The sequence below is a fragment of the Actinoplanes sp. NPDC049316 genome (assembly GCF_040677315.1).
In the GTDB taxonomy this organism is placed as follows: Bacteria; Actinomycetota; Actinomycetes; order Mycobacteriales; family Micromonosporaceae; genus Actinoplanes.
In genome coordinates this window covers 74,653-93,056 of record NZ_JBFAQM010000022.1, presented here as the reverse complement: position 1 = coordinate 93,056, position 18,404 = coordinate 74,653, and the positions used below count along the sequence as shown (strand labels likewise).

Annotated in this window: 16 protein-coding genes; 4 read left to right on the top strand and 12 right to left on the bottom strand. The window is 73.5% G+C overall.

Annotated features, from left to right (window positions below; translation table 11 throughout):
• Positions 1 to 162: 162 nt before the first annotated feature.
• Positions 163 to 1,017: a 3-hydroxyacyl-CoA dehydrogenase family protein gene (locus AB0K03_RS28235; RefSeq protein WP_364690570.1), complete on the top strand. Its 855-nt coding sequence runs from the start codon at positions 163 to 165 to the stop codon at positions 1,015 to 1,017.
• A gap of 3 nt (positions 1,018 to 1,020) precedes the next feature.
• Here the strand turns inward: AB0K03_RS28235 and AB0K03_RS28230 are convergent, their stop codons facing one another.
• The 6 genes from AB0K03_RS28230 to AB0K03_RS28205 form a co-directional block, all read right to left on the bottom strand.
• Positions 1,021 to 1,803: an ABC transporter permease gene (locus tag AB0K03_RS28230; RefSeq protein ID WP_364690567.1), complete on the bottom strand. Its 783-nt coding sequence runs from the start codon at positions 1,801 to 1,803 to the stop codon at positions 1,021 to 1,023.
• Complete coding sequence (locus AB0K03_RS28225; protein WP_364690564.1) at positions 1,800 to 2,645, bottom strand: ABC transporter ATP-binding protein; 846 nt, start codon at positions 2,643 to 2,645, stop codon at positions 1,800 to 1,802. Before AB0K03_RS28225 ends, AB0K03_RS28230 begins: the two co-directional genes overlap by 4 nt.
• A 14-nt stretch (positions 2,646 to 2,659) precedes the next feature.
• A complete protein-coding gene (locus AB0K03_RS28220) occupies positions 2,660 to 3,397 on the bottom strand; it encodes a hypothetical protein (protein WP_364690561.1) in 738 nt (245 codons plus the stop codon).
• The gene (locus tag AB0K03_RS28215) at positions 3,384 to 6,026 is read right to left on the bottom strand and encodes an FtsK/SpoIIIE domain-containing protein (protein ID WP_364690558.1); all 2,643 of its coding nucleotides are present in this window, start codon (positions 6,024 to 6,026) and stop codon (positions 3,384 to 3,386) included. Before AB0K03_RS28215 ends, AB0K03_RS28220 begins: the two co-directional genes overlap by 14 nt.
• Before the next feature lie 77 nt (positions 6,027 to 6,103).
• A complete protein-coding gene (locus tag AB0K03_RS28210) occupies positions 6,104 to 7,459 on the bottom strand; it encodes a hypothetical protein (protein ID WP_364690555.1) in 1,356 nt (451 codons plus the stop codon).
• A gap of 8 nt (positions 7,460 to 7,467) precedes the next feature.
• Positions 7,468 to 8,094, bottom strand: a complete 627-nt coding sequence (locus AB0K03_RS28205; RefSeq protein ID WP_364690552.1) for a DUF4126 domain-containing protein — start codon at positions 8,092 to 8,094, stop codon at positions 7,468 to 7,470.
• A 59-nt stretch (positions 8,095 to 8,153) separates the two neighbouring features.
• On the opposite strand from AB0K03_RS28205, the gene nucS reads away from it, so the two are divergent.
• Positions 8,154 to 8,813: an endonuclease NucS gene (gene nucS / locus AB0K03_RS28200; protein WP_364690549.1), complete on the top strand. Its 660-nt coding sequence runs from the start codon at positions 8,154 to 8,156 to the stop codon at positions 8,811 to 8,813.
• Here the strand turns inward: nucS and AB0K03_RS28195 are convergent.
• Genes AB0K03_RS28195 through AB0K03_RS28185 form a run of 3 tightly spaced genes read right to left on the bottom strand, consistent with a single transcriptional unit; the run spans position 8,810 to position 12,463 of the window.
• Entirely contained in the window at positions 8,810 to 10,312 is a 1,503-nt protein-coding gene (locus tag AB0K03_RS28195) for a DUF6297 family protein (RefSeq protein WP_364690547.1), read from the bottom strand. The genes nucS and AB0K03_RS28195 overlap by 4 nt on opposite strands.
• Positions 10,309 to 10,947 (bottom strand): ATP-binding cassette domain-containing protein, encoded by a 639-nt coding sequence (locus AB0K03_RS28190; RefSeq protein ID WP_364690544.1) that lies wholly within the window; start codon positions 10,945 to 10,947, stop codon positions 10,309 to 10,311. Before AB0K03_RS28190 ends, AB0K03_RS28195 begins: the two co-directional genes overlap by 4 nt.
• 22 nt (positions 10,948 to 10,969) lie before the next feature.
• The gene (locus AB0K03_RS28185) at positions 10,970 to 12,463 is read right to left on the bottom strand and encodes an aldehyde dehydrogenase family protein (RefSeq protein ID WP_364690541.1); all 1,494 of its coding nucleotides are present in this window, start codon (positions 12,461 to 12,463) and stop codon (positions 10,970 to 10,972) included.
• A gap of 100 nt (positions 12,464 to 12,563) precedes the next feature.
• Here AB0K03_RS28185 and AB0K03_RS28180 point away from each other — a divergent pair, with 100 nt between their 5' ends.
• The gene (locus AB0K03_RS28180) at positions 12,564 to 12,845 is read left to right on the top strand and encodes a hypothetical protein (RefSeq protein WP_364690713.1); all 282 of its coding nucleotides are present in this window, start codon (positions 12,564 to 12,566) and stop codon (positions 12,843 to 12,845) included.
• Positions 12,846 to 12,897: 52 nt separating this feature from the next.
• The gene (locus AB0K03_RS28175) at positions 12,898 to 13,695 is read left to right on the top strand and encodes an alpha/beta hydrolase (protein ID WP_364690538.1); all 798 of its coding nucleotides are present in this window, start codon (positions 12,898 to 12,900) and stop codon (positions 13,693 to 13,695) included.
• Between the two features lies 1 nt (position 13,696).
• Here the strand turns inward: AB0K03_RS28175 and AB0K03_RS28170 are convergent, their stop codons facing one another.
• The 3 genes from AB0K03_RS28170 to AB0K03_RS28160 all read right to left on the bottom strand — a co-directional run bounded on the left by AB0K03_RS28170 (position 13,697) and on the right by AB0K03_RS28160 (position 18,379).
• Entirely contained in the window at positions 13,697 to 15,094 is a 1,398-nt protein-coding gene (locus AB0K03_RS28170; RefSeq protein WP_364690535.1) for an AI-2E family transporter, read from the bottom strand.
• A 114-nt stretch (positions 15,095 to 15,208) separates the two neighbouring features.
• Positions 15,209 to 16,789: a Laminin subunit beta-1 gene (locus AB0K03_RS28165; RefSeq protein ID WP_364690532.1), complete on the bottom strand. Its 1,581-nt coding sequence runs from the start codon at positions 16,787 to 16,789 to the stop codon at positions 15,209 to 15,211.
• A gap of 267 nt (positions 16,790 to 17,056) precedes the next feature.
• The gene (locus tag AB0K03_RS28160; protein WP_364690529.1) at positions 17,057 to 18,379 is read right to left on the bottom strand and encodes a DivIVA domain-containing protein; all 1,323 of its coding nucleotides are present in this window, start codon (positions 18,377 to 18,379) and stop codon (positions 17,057 to 17,059) included.
• Positions 18,380 to 18,404: the final 25 nt, after the last annotated feature.

The window sequence follows — 18,404 nt, the reverse complement described above, 5'->3', positions numbered from 1 at the left end:
CTCGGATTTGCCCCGATAGAGGGCCTGAGCCTTCGTTAAGCGCGCCCGCTAGGCTGAGGCCACGGCTCAAAGGTGAGCGGTACTGGCATGAACGACTGCACCGAGCGAAGCGAGGGCCAGGAGGGCATGCCGAAGGTGGGCTCGGGAGAAGGAGAGGCACACATGGCGGGTCGGCTTGCGGTCATCGGCTCCGGCTTGATGGGTTCCGGTATCGCCCAGGTGGCGGCTCAGGCCGGATGGCAGGTCACCATGCGGGACCTGGACGAGGCCTCGCTGCAGCGGGGCGTCTCGGCGATCAGGGACTCCCTGGGGCGCTTCGCCACCAAGGGCAAGATCACGCAGGAGGACGCCGACGCCGCGGTCGGGCGGATCACCACGACCACCGAGCTCGATGCGGCCGCCGACGCCGATGTCGTCGTCGAGGCCATCTTCGAGAAGGTCGAGGCGAAGCACGAGGTCTTCCGGGCGCTGGACAAGATCTGCAAGCCGGGCGCGGTGCTGGGCACGAACACGTCGGCCATCCCGATCACGCAGATCGCGGCGGTGACCGAGCGGCCGGAGTCGGTCGTCGGCATCCACTTCTTCTCGCCGGTGCCGATGATGAAGCTGGTCGAGCTGGTCCGCGGCTACCAGACGTCCGACGAGACGCTCGCGACCGCGCGCAACTTCGCCGAGGAGGTCGGCAAGACCTGCGTCGAGGTGAAGCGCGACGTGGCCGGCTTCGTCTCCAACCGGCTGTTCTCCGCGCTGCTGGTCGAGGCGATCAAGCTGGTCGAGTCGGGTGTCGTCTCGGCGGCCGACCTGGACACGGTGATGAAGCTCGGCTTCGGCCACGCCATGGGCCCGCTCGCCACGATCGACCTCACCGGCCTCGACGTGATGCTCAACGCCGCCGGCAACATCTACCGCGACACCGCGGACGAGAAGTTCTTCCCGCCGGAGCTGCTGCAGCGCATGGTCACCGCCGGCGATCTCGGCCGCAAGACCGGCAAGGGCTTCTACACGTACGAGGTGTAGCCGCTACCCGTCGCGCCTGGTGGTCCATCGGAACGTGGTCAGGCACAGCACGAGGGCCACCAGGCACCACACCCCCAGCACGAGCGCCACCTTCGGCAGGTCGTACGAGCCACCGGGCTCCTGCGCACCGAAGGAGGCCGGCAGGAACACCGCGCGCAGCCCCTGGCACATCCACTTGAGCGGGAACACCGACGCCAGGTTCTGCATCCAGCCGGGCAGGCTCGTGAAGACGAAGAACACCCCGGAGATGAACTGCAGGATCAGCGCGACCGGGGTGACCACGGCCGGGGCGCTGCGGCCCGTACGCGCGAGCGACGAGAACGCCACCCCGCACAGCGTGCACGCCGTGATGCCCAGCGCGGAGACCCACAGGAACGTCAGCCACCGGCCGGCCGTGTCCGGCAGGTCGAGCCCGAAGAGCAGCGTGGCGACCGCGAGCAGGATGACCGTCTCCAGCACCGCGATGAACGCCACCATCAGCACCTTGCCGGCGAAGTAGACCCAGCGGGGCATCGGCGTGCCGAGCAGGCGCTTGAGCACGCCACGGTCGCGTTCCATCGGGATCTGGATCGCCAGCGCCTGGAAGCCGGCGGTCATCAGCCCGGTCGCGATCATGCCGGTGACGAAGTACTGGGTGAACTTCACCCCGCCGCCGATGTCGCCTTTGAAGATCGAGCCGAACACCAGGATCATGATCGCCGGGAATGCCAGCGTGAACACGACCTGCTCCCGGCTGCGCAGAAACTGCCGGATCTCCAGCACGCCCTGCCTCAGGCCCAGCTTCATGCGGAGATCATCTCCAGGTAGACGTCTTCCAGGGTTGGGCGGGTCACCGTCAGGCCGGGGACCTCGCCGCCGTAGCGCGAGGCCAGGTCGGCCACCAGCGCCGTCGGCGTCGCGCTGCGGGCGCTTTCCCACGCCCCTTCCGGCGTACGCCAGGAGACGGTCGCCGGTGCGGAGTCGCGGTCGCCGAGGTCGCGGGGGGTGTCGACGGCGATGAGCCGGCCGCCGGCGATCACGCCGACCCGGTCGGCCAGCGCCTCGGCCTCCTCCAGATAGTGCGTGGTCAGCACGATCGTGGTGCCGCCGCCGGCCAGGTCGCGGATCAGCTCCCAGAACTCGCGCCGCGCCTCCGGGTCGAAGCCGGTGGTCGGCTCGTCGAGGAAGAGCAGCTGCGGCCGGCCGATGATGCCGAGCGCCACGTCGAGCCGCCGCTTCTGGCCGCCGGAGAGGGTGTGTGTGCGGGCGCGGATCTTCTTCGTGAGACCCACCCGCTCGATCACCGCGGCGGGATCGTCGGGCGACGGGTAGAAGCGGGCGAAGTGGCTCACCACCTCGCCGACGGTCAGCTCGTCGAACTCGCCCGTACCCTGCAGCACGATGCCGACGCGGGAGCGCCAGGCGGCGTCCGCGGCGACCGGGTCCACGCCGAGGACGCTGACGTCGCCGCCGTCGCGCTTGCGGTAGCCCTCGAGGATCTCGACGGTGGTGGTCTTGCCCGCGCCGTTCGGGCCGAGCAGCGCGAAGATCTCACCGGCGGGCACCGTGAGGTCCACACCGTCCACCGCGGGGATGCCGCCGTAGACCTTGCGCAGGCCCCTGACTTCGATCGCCGCCCCGTCGCTCATGGAGGCAACTTAGCTCAGCGGCTGGCGGCGAAGGTCACCGAGAGCAGGGTGGCCGCCAGCATGCCGCCCATCAGCGTCAGCCCGATGCCGCCGATGTCGAGCCGCGCGTTCAGGCGGCGGTGCGAGAACAGGGCAGCCACCGGTACGCCCGCCGACGGGGCGACCAGGAACGCCAGCCAGCCGAGGCCGCGGAACACCGTACCGCCGGTGGCCGCCGAATCCCCGACCGTGACCAGGCCCGCGGCGGTCAGCCCGGTGAGCCCGGCGACCAGCGCGCCCACCAGCGGCAGCAGCGGCAGGGCCCAGCGGGGCAGGGAGCGGCGCTCGGCCGGACGGGCCGTCACGTCGATGCGTTCCGCGGCGCGGGCGAGCAGCGTACGCGCCGACTGCCGCGGTGCGGGAACCGGCGCGCCGGAGCCGGGGCCGCGCTCCAGCGCCACGCGGGGCAGTGCCTCGACCGCCGCCGGCTCCGGCACTTCGCCCAGGGCCCGGACGCGCATGCCCCGGGCCCGGCGCAGCTGGTCCCAGAGGCGGGCCGCCTCGCGGTCCACGTCGAGCACCTGGGCGGCCGCGGCACCGGCCCAGCGATCGGCGTCCGCCGCGTCGCCCTCGGCCCGCGCGAGCTCACCCGCGGCCTGGGCGGCGCTGGTCTGGTAGGCCTGCTCGGCGTTCTCCAGCTCGGCGTTCCGCCGCCGCGCCACGTCGGCGAGCGCGGCCATCATCAGCTGGTAGTCGCGGTCACGTGTGGTCACTGTTCACCTCGTACGGGATGATCACTTCCGGATGGCGGTGCACGGAGCGGTCGAAGAACAGCGCGCGGCGCCGGCGCGGGTACCAGACGGGACCGCCGGGTTGCGGGGAGAGCGGGCTCAGCTCGGGGCCCTGCACGTCGAGGGCGACCCAGGCCCCGATCGTGTCCAGCCGGGCGCCGATGCCACCGAGGTCGTCGCGGAGCCGGGCCACCGAGCGCCACCAGCCCAGCACGTGCAGCCGCTGCTCCGGGCCGTCGGCGAGCAGCGCGCGCAGCCGTTCCCGGTACGCCGGGCCCGCCGCGTCCCACGCGTACCCGAGCACGTAGTGCGGGATGCCGTTCGGCGTGAACGCGGCGAAGAGGTCGTCGAGGTCCTCGGGCCCGTACCAGTCGGCCTGGGGCAGTTCGGCCATCAGCCGCGCGGCGGCCCGTTCCGCCCCCGGGTCCAGGCAGGTGATGCTGAACCGGGCCGGGCCCTGCGCCGCCAGGGACAGCGCGGCGGCGGCGAGCACGTCGCAGGCCTCGTCCGTACGGGTGCCGAGCACCGCCAGGTTGCGCCCCGGCATCCGGCCCAGCCGCAGCCGGGCGGGACGGGCGGAGACGTCGATCCGCTCGCCCAGCACCGCGCCGGGGGACGAGCCCACGTCCGCGGTCGCGTCGGGCACCCGCCCCGCGGGCCGGTACATGTCGGGCAGCCGCGGCACAGCGTCGCCGTCGAACAGGCGCGGCGGCGTGCAGCTGTCCGTACGGGCCCGCCAGAGCTTGTGCTGCAGCATCCGCCACGCGGATCGGTCGCCGGCGTCGGGCAACCGGACGACGTGGTTGGCGCCGGCCACGCCCGAGTCGGCGTTGACGACGGCGTGGAAGCGCGGGATGACGGCGGCGGCCAGGTTGGTGTCGGCGAGGATCCGGCGCGCCTTGGGCAGCGCGATCCGCAGCGTGAACTGCCCGATCAGGCCCGAGCGGCCCCACAGCGCCTCGATGCCGGAGACGTCCTGCGAGGCGAGCACCAGGTGGATGCCCTGCGAGCGGCCGCGCCGGGCGAGGTCCTCCAGCAGCGTCACCGCCTCCTCGGCGAGCGCGTCGCGGCCGGCCAGCAGCACCTGGAACTCGTCGATCACGGCCACGATCCGGGGCCAGTGCCCGTCCGGGTCCTCCGCGCGCAGCTCGGCCAGCTTCGTGGCCTCGTACCGTTTGGCGGCCTGGGCCCGGGCCCGCAGCTCCTCGCCGAGGTGGCGCAGCATCGCCAGGCCGAACTCGCGGTCGCCGTTGACGTTGATCCCGGCCAGCCGGACCTGCGGCAGCCAGCTCGGGTCCCGCGGGCCCGGCGCGAACCGGGCGAAGGACACGCCCTCCTTGAAGTCCAGCAGGTAGAGCGCGAGCTCGTCGGGGCCGTACCGGCTCGCCAGCGAGCCGATCCACGCGTAGATCAGGTTGGTCTTGCCCGAGCCGGACGGCCCGCCGATCAGCGCGTGCGGCGGATCGTCGCCCAGCGGCACCTCGATCAGGGTGCCGTCGGTGCTGTCGCCGATGGGCGCGAGCAGGCCGTTCGCGGAGGACTCGGTCCAGATCTCCGAGGGCTGCAGGTCGGCGAAGCTCGCCGGGGGCGGGCCCTGGCGCAACCGCTCGGCGGTGCTGCGGCAGAAGGCCGTGATCCGTTCCGGCGGTGGCGGGGTGTCGAGCGTGACGGTCAGCTCGCCCGTGGTGTCGCAGGCCGCGGACTGGCCGCGCACGGCGACCCGCTCCACCGTCGGGTGTGGCGCCAGCTCCAACCCCCGGACCACCAGGTGTACGCCGCAAGCGACGCCGGTCCGCACGATCCGGTGGAGCTGGGCCCGCTGGGCGTCGGTCAGGTCGCCGGCGCGGGCGGGGTCGAACAGCAGCACCACCACCCGCCACGGCTCGGGCCGCGGGCCGGTGGTGGCGGCCGTCAGCTCGGCCAGGGACAGGTACTCGCCGGCCAGCACGGTCTCGTTGACCCGGCAGATGTGCTCGACCAGCTCGTCCAGAGCCGCGCCGAGCCCGCCCGGGGTCACGAACGACAGCAGCCCGGCGTTGCCCAGCGGCGCGAAGCCCGCCAGCGTGCCGCCGAGCTCCTCGGGGTCGTACACGCTGAGGCGGACGTCGCCGGGGCGGGTGGTGCCCAGCGCGCGCAGCAGCAGCCCGGAGACGACCCCGTCCGTGGCGGGCTGGTCGCCCAGGATGTTGATGTGGGCGTGGTCGAGGAACGGCACCAGCGCCGGCAGCTTGGTCTTCTCCTCGCCGGCCTCGTACGCGACCGTCCCGATCCGCAGCAGGCCGGGCCGCCCCACCCGGTCGGGCTCGGTGGGCGTCCAGTAGCGCCACGACGTGCCGGCGGCGCCCGGGGCGCTCAGCGCGGCCAGGGACTCGACGTTACGGGTGAGCGTGGCCGCCTCGGCGCGGGTACGGCGCAGAATGTCCTGCCGGGCGGTCTCGCGTGCTTCGGCGAGCTGGGCGAGGCAGGTCGAGTACGCGTCCCGGATCAGCCGCCTGCGGCGCTGCGCCTCGTTGCGGGCGGACTCGGCGGCGGCCAGCACGGCCCGGGCGGTGCCGCGCGCCTCGGCCAGCTCCTGCCGGACGACGGCGACCAGTGCGTTGCGGTGACCCACTCCACCCCCCGTTGTCCACGTTGGGCGATTTTAACCACCTTGGCCGTTTAATCGACCTCTTGGGCGGTGTGTCGGGTTCATCGCCCGCCGGTGGGTGGCTTCGCGGCGCCCGAGCGGGACAGCCAGCGGGGATCGGCGCTGACCAGATCGCGCCACAGCCGCGCTGCCACCAGATCCGCGCCCTCGCCCTTCCAACGCTGCAGGCTGCGACTGGGGACGAAGCGACGGAACCAGTCGAGCGCCTGGCGGGCGTCGCGATCCAGGCCCTCCGCCTGCGGCGCCCGGTCGTACGGCCGCAGCCCCAGCACGCAGCAGTAGTGCAGGGCGTTGTAGAACCGCCACTCGTCCGTGGTGCCGAACGAGCCGGCGGGCTTGAGCCGGGTCACCTGCTCGGCCAGCACGGCCCGCAGCTCGGCGACCCGGGCCAGCGGCTGATCCGGGACGCCGGCCCCGCGCGCGAGCAGCCGCCGGTCCACGGCCGGCAGGTCGACCAGCGGGTTGCGCAGCAGCCGTCCCACGTCGGCGAAGTCCTCGAGGGCGCGGCGGGTCAGCTGCCGGAACTCCTCCTCGCTGAGCGCGATCATCCGGTGCCGCTCCGGGCGCCGGGGCAGCGCCTCGGCGGCCACCAGCAGCGCCGACCGGTCCGCGCGCAACCGTTCGTCCTGCAGGAACGCGATCCGGTCCAGGCCCGCGCCGAGCAGTCCGGCCAGCCCCACCCCGCCCATCACCATCGCGACCAGCACGAACTGCAGCACGACCACCACCCGCAGGTGCGGGGCGGCGAGCATGGTCAGCGCGGCCGGGCCACCGCAGAGCAGGACGGCCACCACCGCGGCGACCAGCGAGCGGCGCAGGTCGGGCAGCAACCGCTCGCCGGCCTCCGCCGCGTCGTGCACCGCCACGAGATAGCCGAGCAGGAGCAGGTCGAGGCCCACGGTGGCGAGCACCAGCTCCGGGGATCCGGCGTCGACCGGCGCGAGCAGCACCACCAGGCCGAGCGCGTACAGGCCGGCGGCGGCCGTGAGCGCGACCGGCAGCGGCCCCGGGCGGACCTTGTCGCGGTAGCGCAGCAGGAGGACCGTCGCCCCGGCGAGCGGCGCCAGCGCGACCAGCTTGCCGACGCCGGGCAGCACGGCGGCGAGCACCAGGAACAGCGCGGAGACGAACACCCAGCCGCGGTTCACCTGCCGCCGCTCGGGCGCCTCGCGCGGCAACAGGGCCGTCGCCACCCCCGCCCAGCACAGCGCGGGCACGCACAGCAGCACCCGCGCGGCGGGGGAGCCCGGCGCGACCGTCCACGCGGCGACGGCCAGCGCGTACGCCGCCAGCGCCCCCGCCGCCCGCCACAGCACGACGCGGGCCGGGTCACGCCCCACCAGGTAGCAACCCAGCCACCAGGTCAGGGCGAAGGCGGGTACGGCGATCGCGGGCACCGCAGGAGTCAACCAAACAGTTGTGGCGTACCGACACCCTCCGAGCGCCGGCCTTCCCGCTTGCGCCTGCGACGTCGCCTGAACACCCACCCGCCGGCGAGCACGAGCAGCACGAGAGCGAGGAGCACGAGAACCGGCAACAGGATCGCTAGCACCGACAGCACGATGCTGGTGAAGTCCTCGGCCGTACTGGCCACCGGAGCGCCCACGCCGGCCGTGGTGGCGTTGACCACCGGCCGCGACGCGGCCTTGAGCCCGTGGACGCAGAGCGCGATGACGACGCCCGCGGCGACCGGCACCCACTGGTGCGAGCCGAAGAAGGCGCCGGGGTCCGAGACCGTCACGGTCTGCGAGTTCGAACCCGCGCCGAACGCCAGGCCGCCCGCGGTCGGCCGGACCACGGTCTGCACCACGTCGTTCACGTGGTCCACCACGGGCACCTTGTCGGCGACGACCTCGACCGCCAGCAGTACGGCGAGGATGAGCAGCACCCACCCGTTCGAGAGCCACTGCCACCCGCCGGGCAGCTCGATCGTGTCGGTGAACCGGGCCAGCAGACCCATCGTGAGCAGGGGGATGTACGCGTTCAGCCCGGCGGATGCCGCCAGGCCGCTACCGGTGAGCGCTTCGAGCACGATCTCAGCATGGCACCGCCGCGCTCGCCCCGCCCGGAGCCGGAGGCTACCCTCGTGCGGTGCGTCTGGTCATCGCGAAGTGTTCCGTGGACTATGTCGGCCGCCTCTCCGCCCACCTGCCGCCGGCCGTGCGCCTGCTGATGGTGAAGGCCGACGGGTCCGTCTCGATCCACGCGGACGACCGTGCCTACAAACCGCTGAACTGGATGAGCCCGCCCTGCAAGCTGCAGGAGGCCCCGGGCGTGTGGAAGGTGATCAACAAGGCCGGCGAGGAGCTGCGGATCACCCTGGAGGAGATCTTCCAGGACACCTCGTACGACCTCGGCGTGGACCCGGGGCTGGTCAAGGACGGCGTCGAGGCGCACCTGCAGGAGCTGCTGGCGGCCCACCCGGAGACCTTCGGCGACGGTCACACGCTGGTCCGCCGCGAGTTCATGACCGCGATCGGCCCGGTCGACCTGCTCCTCAAGGACGCCGGCGGCGGCTCGGTCGCGGTCGAGGTCAAGCGCCGCGGCGAGATCGACGGCGTCGAGCAGCTGACCCGCTACCTCGAGCTGATGAACCGCGACCCGCTGCTCGCGCCGGTGCAGGGCGTGTTCGCGGCGCAGGAGATCAAGCCGCAGGCCCGGGTGCTGGCCACCGACCGCGGCATCCGCTGCGTGGTCGTCGACTACGACAAGCTGCGCGGCACGGAGCGCAACGAGCTCACCCTCTTCTAGCGGTCGCTGAGCTCCACCCGGTCGGTCGCCGTCGTGCCGCTGAGGTACGCGCGCGCCCCGAAGCCGGCGACACCCGCCTGGACGAGCACTCCCGTCCAGGACAGCGCGCCGCCCTGGGCCAGCTGCACGATCGTCGGAAGGCCGAGGATCAGCACGTCCACCCCGGCGAACGCGGCGAGCAGGGGGCCGGTCGCGATCGAGCCCATCGGCGTGTCCAGCGGCAGCAGCGAGTTGTCCACGAAGCCCGTACGGGCCTTGCGGACCGCGGCGACCGCGCCCACCGGGCCGAGGACCAGCCCCAGGGCCCACCACGGGCCGGACGGGAGGTCGCCGAGGGCGGCCAGCAGGATCAGCGCGGCGGCGTACCAGAGGGCCGCCAGGACGCCGGGGACCACGAGCCGGTGCAGGATCGCCGTACGCGAGCTGAGCCCGAGCATGCGCAGCATCCACGGGTTGCCGGCGTCGGTACGCACGCTCGCGGTCGTGACACCGCCGGCCACCATGCCGCCGACCAGCACCGCGACGGCGAGCACCCAGCCCGGCGCGTGCGCCAGCAACGACGGCAGCGCCGCGCCCCCGGCCAGCCACACCAGCCGCCGTGGCCGCCGCCGCACCATCAGGAGGTCCTGGGCGACGAGGACGGGAAGCCGCGCCGGCAGGCGTGCGGAGCGCAGCCGGCGGCGGGCCCAGTAGCGCCGCTCGACCATCTCGGTGACGAAGGACGGTTCCACACCGAACGCCGAGTCGGCGAGCGTTCCGGCTGTGCGGGACGCCTCGAGGATGCGGTCGTTGGGCGTACGGGCGAGGCCGCGTACCGCCAGCAGGAAGAACGCGAGCACCACCACCGTGAGCGCGACCGCCGCACCGGCCACGACGGACGTCGCGGGCCATCCCGCGGGCGCGCGCGGCGCGGCCAGGGCCGAGTCCGCGACCAGGCCGGCCAGCCCCGCCGCCAGCAGCACGTACGCCGCATCGTCCGCCCAGGACGACCACCGCCGCTCGCCCTGGGCGCCCAGGGCCGTCAGCATCAGCGCACCCCCGAGCAGCGCCCCGCCGGCCGGGAGCAGAGCGCCCACCTCGGCCGGGACCGGCCGCGCAGCGGCGTGCCCGGCGATCGCGAACGCCCCCAGCGCGCCCGCGGCAGCGGCGGCGGCCGTCGCGAGCCACAGCGACGGCAGCAGCAGCCTGCGGCGGCTCACCGGGGCGGTGAGCAGCCACGACGCGGCCGGCCGGCTGAGCGCCAGCGGGCCGAGCCGGCGCAACATCAGATACAGGCCGCCGGTGATGGCCGTGGCCAGGGAGTACGCCGCGAGCACCGAGGCGTTCGGCGCGTCCGGCCAGAAGACCACCGCGAGCTGCCGGTGCAGCATCCCGCCGACGATCAGCACGAACAGGACGGCGAAGTAGAAGTTCCCGAGCGTCTCGCCGCGCTCGCGATGCGCCGACCGCGTCCTGCGCACCCACCGCCGGACCGCTCCGACATCCGTCCGCTCGGTCATGGGGCGTGCAGGTCGGCCATGCCGACCACCGAGGTGCCCGCCGCAGCGGCGAAGCCGTCGTCGTGGCTCGCGATCAGGACCGTGCCGCCGTCCTCCAGGTACGCCGCCAGCATCGCTGCCACGCTCGCGCGGCCCTCCGGGTCGAGGCGCTGCTCCGGCTCGTCCAGGATCAGCAGGCGGCTCGGGCGCAGCAACGCGAGCGCGAGCGTGAGCCGCTGTTTCTGCCCCGACGACAGCGACGGCGGGATGGCGTCCGCGTGCGAGGCGAGGCCGAACCGGTCGAGCGCCTCGTCGATGCCCGCGTCCTGCGGGTCCAGGCCGTGCGCGCGGCACACCAGCTCGGCGTGCTCGCGCGCGGTCAGCCCGGGATACCAGGTGGGCGGTTCCACGGTCGTCGCCACCGCCCGCCAGAACTCCGGCGTGGACCCGGGCGGGCCGCCGAAGACCTCGATCTCACCGCCGTCGGGCCGCTGCAGGCTGGTGATGCAGCGCAGCAGGGTGGACTTGCCGATGCCGTTCTCGCCGGTGATGCAGACGCCGGCGCCGGTCGGCACGGTCAGGTCGACGTCGACCAGCACGGGGGTCGAGCCGTAGCTCACCGACAGGCCGCGGACCTCGATCGCGGAATGATCCACCGGGTGAAGTTAGCAAGTACGGTCACGGGCGGCGGCCGTACAGGAGCTTCACCGCCTTGACGATGCGCTGGACCTGGGCGGGCGTGCGCTCGAACGTCATCGACGGCAGCAGCGACGGCGCCCGGCGTACGGTGATCGCCTTCGGCACGCCGAACTCGCGCAGCCCGTCCTCGCCGTGGATGCGGCCGAAGCCGGAGTCGCCCACGCCGCCGAACGGCAGCGTGGCCATGCCGACGAAGGTCAACGTCGAGTTCACCGCGACCATGCCGGCCCGCAGCCGCCGCGCGATCCGGACCCCGTTCGCCTTGCCGAAGACCGCGCCACCCAGGCCGTACGGCAGCGCGTTGGCCCGCTGCACGGCCTCGTCGGCGTCGGCGACCTTGGTGATGGTCAGCGTGGGACCGAACGTCTCCTCCTGGACCGCCGCGGACTCCTCGGGTACGTCGACCAGCACGGTCGGCGCGACGCTGGGCGGCTGCACCGCACCGGCGCCGCCCAGGACCGCGCGGCCGCCCGAGGCCAGCGCGTCGTCGATGTGCCGCCGGACGACGTCCAGCTGGCCCGGCATCGTCATCGGGCCGATGTCCTCGCCCAGCTTGAGCTTGCCCGCCTTGGCCACCACGGCCTCCACGAACGCGTCGTAGACGGGCGCCACGGCGTACACCCGCTCGATGCCGATGCAGGTCTGCCCGGCGTTGGTCATGCCGCCCCACACGGCGGCCTCGGCCGCCGCGGTCACGTCGGCGTCCGCGTCGACGATCAGCGCGTCCTTGCCGCCGGCCTCGATGATCACCGGGGTGAGGTTCTCCGCGCAGGCGGCCATGACCTTCTTGGCGGTGGGGGTGGAGCCGGTGAAGGCGATCTTGCCCACGCCGGAGCGGCACAGCGCGGCGCCCACGTCACCGAGACCGTGCACCGCCTGCAGCACCGGCTGCTCCGGTACGACCTCGGCGAACGTGTCGACGAGCCACTGACCGACCACGGGCGTGTACTCGCTGGGCTTGAGCACGACGGCGTTGCCGGCGGCGAGCGCCCCGGAGATCGGCCCGAGCGGGGTGAGGATCGGGTAGTTCCACGGCCCGATGACGCCGACGACCCCGTACGGCTGGTACTCCAGGTGGCCGGAGTGCTCGGCGAGCAGCAGCCGCATCTTCGTGCGCCGTGGCCCGAGCACCCGCTTGGCGTTGCGGGCGGCCCAGTCCAGGTGCTCGATCGCGGCGGTGGCCTCCACGATCGCGTCGGAGGGCGGCTTGCCCGTCTCGGTGTGGGTGAGCGCGGCGAGCTCCTCGATCCGCTCGGCCAGCAGCGCCCGCCACCGCAGCAGCCGGGTGCGGCGCCCGTCGAAGCCGAGCCCGGCCCACCAGGCGGCGGCCGTGCGGGCCCGCGCGACCGCCGCGGCGACGCCGTCGGAGTCGCAGACGGGTACGCGCCCCGCCTCGGCGCCGGTCGCAGGGCTGGTCGAGATGAGGACGCCGTCCTCGACCACGGGCATGCCGGGAGTACGCGTAGCCGTCATGAACGCGAGTCTAAGTCGCATCAGGCGTAACGCACCCCACACGTACGCTTGATCTGTGAGCCCGCGCCGAAACCGTCCCCGCCGCGACGCGACCTCGTTCATGCCGGACGAGCGCGTACGCCGGGGCGTCGAGGGCGTCCAGCAGTACCAGGACGGCGAGTGGACGGTCCGCTCGATCTTCGGCGGGGCGGCCGTCAAGACGTACCGCTGCCCGGGCTGCCTGCAGGACATCCGCCCCGGCGTCGCGCACATCGTCGCCTGGCCCGCCGACGAGCGCGGCGACGCCTCCGACCGCCGGCACTGGCACACCGGATGCTGGCGCGCCCGTGACCGGCGCGGCCCCGCGGTGGAGCGCTCGCGCAACGCCCCCCGCTATGGGTGATGCCATCCGACCGCCCCACCCGCCACCCAAACAACGACTGAAGGCCACGTCAATGAGCCAACCGATCCGCGCCAACTCCATCCTCCCGGCCCTGCGGCAGGACATCGAGCTGCACACGGCCGACGGGCTGCGGCTGGTCGGTGAGCTGGCCCGCCCGCTCGGCCGCGACCCGGTCGCCACGCTGGTCTGCCTGCACCCGCTGCCCACCCACGGCGGCATGATGGACAGCCACGTCTTCCGCAAGGCCGCCTGGCGGCTGCCCGCCCTGGCCGGCGTCGCGGTCCTGCGGTTCAACACCCGCGGCACGTCCAGCGTGCGCGGCACCAGCGAGGGCGCCTTCTCCGGCGCCGCGGACGAGAAGTACGACGTGGCCGCGGCCATCGAGTACGCCGAGTTCGCCGACCTGCCGAACATCTGGCTCCTCGGCTGGTCCTTCGGCACCGACCTCACGCTGATGCACGGTCTCGACCCGGCCGTCACCGGCGCGATCCTGCTCTCGCCGCCGCTGCGGTTCAGCGGTCCCGAGCACCTGGCCGCGTGGGCGGCGGACGGCAAGCCGGTCACCGCGCTCGTCCCCGAGTTCGACGACTATCTGCGTCCCGCCGAGGCCGTCGAACGGTTCCGGGCGATCCCGCAGGCCGAGGTGGTCGGCGTCCCCGGCGCCAAGCACCTGTGGGTCGGCGACGCCGAGACCGTCCTCGACGAGATCGTGCGCCGGGTCGCCCCGGACGTGCCGGTGCCGCTGCCGCGCGAATGGGACGGCCCGGTGGAGTCGGGCGACATGAACGCGTACGCCGACCGTACCGTCGCCGCCTTCGCGGACGTCCCCGTGCCGAAGCCGCTCGACTGATCTATCTGGTCTCCATGCTGGGATTGACCACCTCGCGGACGAGCAGCTGGATCGCCGCCACCATCGGGATGGCGATCAGCGCGCCGATCACGCCGAAGAGGCCGACGCCGAGCAGCGCGGCGGTCACCGCGGCGACGTCGCTGACCTTCACCGACCGGCGCATCACGTTCGGGTAGATCAGATAGTTCTCCACCTGCTGGTAGATCACGAAGAACACGACGCACGCGATGCCGTGCGGCAAGGAGTCCGCGAAGCCGACGAGACTCACGATCACCGCGCCCAGCGTCGCGCCGATCTGCGGGATGAGGTCGAGGACGGCCACCACCACGGCCAGCGCGAACGGGTACCCCAGCCCCACGATCATGGCGAACACCCAGGTCGAGACGCCGGCCAGCACGGCGATGGCCAGCGCACCCACCATGTACGCGCCGACCTTCGTCAGGATCTCGTCGGTCAGCAGCCGCACCCGGCTGCGCCGCGACGCCGGGACCAGCCCGTACGCCGCCTCCTTGATCCGCTCGAACGCCGCCATGAAGTAGATGGTCAGCACCAGCACGGTCAGCACGTTGAAGATCGTCCCGAACAGCAGCTTGGCCCCGCCGACCACGCCGCCGAGCGCGTTCGTGACGGTACCGGGGTTGAGCGCACTGCCCAGCTTGGTCGCGATGTCGTACCGCTCGATCAGGTCGTTGATCGTCTCGTTCCGCTGCAGGCTGCGGATGTAGTCGGGGAGATTCCCGATCAGCTCACCGGTCTGGGTCACCAGCGGCGGGATGAGCGCGACCACGCCCCCGCACAGCAGTAACACGACGGTCAGGGCCACCACCGTGACGGCCAGCCCGCGGGGGAGCCCCCAGCTGCGCAGCCGCACGATCGCCGGGTTCAGCCCGATCGCCAGGAACATCGCGACGAAGATCAGGACGAGGATCGAGGCGGCGTTCCGCAGGCCCAGGAAGATCCCGTACGCGACCAGCACCCCGAGCCCGCCCAGCAGGCCGACGAGGAACGGGTTGCGCCGGTTCAACGGCGGCCCCGGCGTCCCGAAATCCCCGCTGACGAAGCTCGCCGCCGCATCGTCCGGTGCGTGCGTCCCGGGGCCGCCGTCCGGCGCGGGCGTTCCGGGGCCGCCGTCCGGCGCGGGCGTTCCGGCACCATTGTCCGGGGTCGGCGTCCCGGAGGCGTTCTTCGGTGCGGGCGTTCCGGGGCCGCTGTCCGGTGCGGGCGTTCCGGGGCCGCTCTTCGGCGTGTGGGTGTCGTCGGTGAGCGGCCGGGGGGCCGGGTCTGTGGTCGGGGCGGCGGCGCGCGGTGCGTCCGTGGCCGGAGCGCGGGTCCCGTCCTCGGCGGGCGTCGCGGGCGGCGTCGCCGGAACCTCGCCGGGACGGGGTTCGTCAGCCGTCACCGCAACCTCCACTCGCGCTCGGGGAGGTCACCCGCGCGGCGACCGGACATCCCGGCGGGCAATGTATCGGCCGGGCCGCACGGCCCGCCACCCGCCGGGCGGCGTGTCCGCTGGTCAGTCGGCGCCGACGCGGCTGGTGGAGCTCGGCCGGGCGGTCACCTTGGCGGAGGCGGTGACCTTGGCGGGGGTGGCGGCCTGCGTGGTGCCCGGGCCCGCCGCCTTGTCCTGCGACTGACCGGCCGACGTGACCGGCGAGGCCGCCTGCGGGGCCACCGCGGCGGTCCCGGTGGCCGGCGCCGCGGCGCCCGCGCTCCCGGTGGCCGCGTTCCCGGTGGCCGCGTTCCCGGCCGTCGCCGTTCCCGCCGCCGCGTTGCCGGAGGACGAGGTCGCGGCCGCCGGTGCGGGGCCTGGAGTCGCCGGGGACGCGGTGTCCGCGCCGTCGTTGTCGTCGTCGGAGGAGGCCGCCGCCGCGAGAACGGCCGCTGCGGCCAGCTCGGCGACGCGCTTGGCTTCCTTCTGCACCTGGCGGCGCACCTCGGTGGCGCGGCGCTCCGCGGCCTCGCCCGCGCGCTTGGCCTCGGCCACGTGCTCCAGCTCGGCTTCGAGCTCGCGTTGCACCTCGGCCAGGCGCTGCTGGACGCGGTCGGCCTCGCGCTCGGCGGAGCGGGCGCGCTCCTCGGCCTCGGCGAGCTTCTTCTCCGCCGCGGCGACCTTGGCCTGCGCCGCCTCGAGGTCGCGGGCGGCCGCCGCCGTCTTCTCCTGCTGGGCGGCGATCTCCTTGCGGACCGCGGTGGCCTGCTCGTCGGAGCGGCGCAGGACCTCCTCGGCGTACTTGTCGGCCTCGCTGCGCAGGTCGGCGCACTGCTTCTCGACCGCCGCGCGCATCTGGCCGAGCTCCTGGACGAGCTCCTGACGGCGCTCGTTCACCTCGCGCTCGACGGTGGCCTTGACCTCCTTGTGCTGCCGGTCGGCCTCGGCGCGCAGCTGGGCGATGTCCTGCTGGGCCTTGTCGCGCAGCGCCTTGATCTCCTGGTCGGCCTGGACGCGGGTGGACTTCGCGTACCCGTCGGCCTCGGAGCGGACGCGCTGGGTGTCCTGTGTGGTGCGATCGCTGAGCTGCTGGGCCTCGGCGCGGGCGCGGGAGAGGATCGCCTCGGCCTCGGCGCGCATCTGCTCGGCGGCCTGGCGGGTGGCGGCGACGGCCTTCTCGGCGGCGGCGCGGCGGCCGGCGTCGGCCTTCTCCTCCTCGGCGCGGCGGGCGGCGAGGGCGATCTCGAAGTCGCGGATCCCGTTGTGCGCATGCGCTTCGGCCTCGGCGCGGATGCGCTCGGCCTCGGCGAGGCGGGCGGCGATGTCGTCGGTGGCGGAATTCTTGATGTCCGCGGCGACTTCCTCGGCCTTGGCGAGGATCTCCTCGACCTTGGGGCCGAGGTGGCGGAAGGACACCTCGGCGCCGACGCCGGGGTTGCGCCGGGCCTGCGCCAGCTCCTGCTGAAGCCGGTCGATCTGGCCCATCATCGCCTGGTTCTGCAGCTGGGCGCTGTCGCGCTCGCTGATCAGCGTGGCGATCTCGGTCTCCGCGCGGGCGACGTAGCGCTCGACCTGTTTCTTCTCGTAACCCCGCAGGGCGGTCTCGAAGCTGGGCTCCGGTGGCGTCTCCCCACCGAGACCGAAGATTTCACCGCCGTGCGACATGCTGTCCATCCTCACATACGCCTCGTCCCATGACGGGCCGATACACACCGGCTCGGCCGGGACTGTGCGTCTGGTCGCGGTTTCCGCCCACCCGTCCGGAACCGGGTGGAGCATTTGTCCGTGCTCAGGCTACGCGGGGAAAACCAGCGGGCCGTACCGGAGGTGTTCCGGTACGGCCCGCACACACGTCTTCGCACAGCCGGCCCGGTCCTTTAACCGTCGCGCACCGCCCGGGGTGGCGCAACCGGGGACCGAGTGGTGAAGAACTCAGCTGGACTTGGCCGCAACCTCCGGCTTGTCGGCGTCCGTGCCACCCTCGGGGGCCCGCTGCGCCGGGGCGTCCGGCGTGGTGGCCTCGGCGTTCTTCGCCGCCTGGGCCTGCACCGTCTCGGCCGCCTTGGCCGCGGCGCCGCCGACCGTGGGCACCAACCCGGACAGACCGGAGAGCATCTGGCCGAGCTGGTTGGTGACCGCGTCCTTCTGCCGGGTGAGGTCCTCGACCTCGCGGCGGGCCGCCTGGGTGGTGAGCTCGGCCTCCGTCCGCGCCTCGCTCAGCAGGCGCTGCGCCTCGCTGCGCGCCTCGGAAACGGTCTTGTCCGCGTGGGCGCGTGCCTTCTCGACGGTCTCGACCGCGTGTCGCTCGGACTCGACGCGGCGGCTCTCGGCGCGCTGCTCGATCTCCTTCGCGCGGTCCTCGGCGGCGCGGGCGCGCTCCTCGGCCTCGGAGACCATCTTCTGCGTGGCGCTGACCTGGGCGGCGTGCCGCTCGGCTTCCTCGCGCTCCGCCTTCTCCCGGCGCTCGGCGATCTCCAGCGCGAGGGCCTGCAGGTCCTTGTCGCGCTTGTCGCGAGCGTCGGTCAGCATCTTGGTCGCCTCGGCGCGCTTCTCCTCGGCCTCGCGGGCCGCCTTGGCGCGCAGCTGGGTGATCTCGCGCTCGGCGGTGGCCCGCAGCGAGGCCACCTCCCGCTCCACGGTCGACTTCAGCTCGGCGACCTCGTGCGCGGTGACCGTACGCAGCTGCTTTGTCTCGCGGTCGGCGTCGGAGCGCAGCGTGTCGGCCTCGCGGCGGGCCTGCACCCGGGCCTCGGCGGCCTCGCGCTCGGCGTGCGTCCGGACCTGCCCCGCCTCGCGCTCCGCGGTCGCCTTCATGGCGGCCGCCTCGGCACGAGCCTTGTCCGTGATCTCACGCGCCTCGAGCCGCGCCGCGGAGAGGATGCCCTCGGACTCCCGCTTGGCCTCGCTACGGTGGTCGTTCGCCTGCTCCTCGGCCAGCCGCAGGATCTGCTCCACCCGGGTGCCCAGCCCGGACAGGGTCGGCCGATTGTTCTCCTCGAGCAGCTTGTTGCTGTCGGCAAGCTTCTGCTCGAGGGCGTTCAGACGCTGCTCGGCCTGCCGCAGGCGGCGCTGCGCGTCGTTCATCCGCTGCTCGGCCTCGCCGCGGGCCTGCTCGGACTGATTCAGGGCGGCGACCAGCCGGCCGAGGTGGGCATCCACCTGCCCGCGGTCGTATCCACGCAGGACAACAGTGAAGTCGTGCTGCGAGTTTGCGGTTTCGAAGAACGCGAGATTGGCATCCTGCTGCTGGGGCATTGCGACATACTGGCAGACCCCCCAG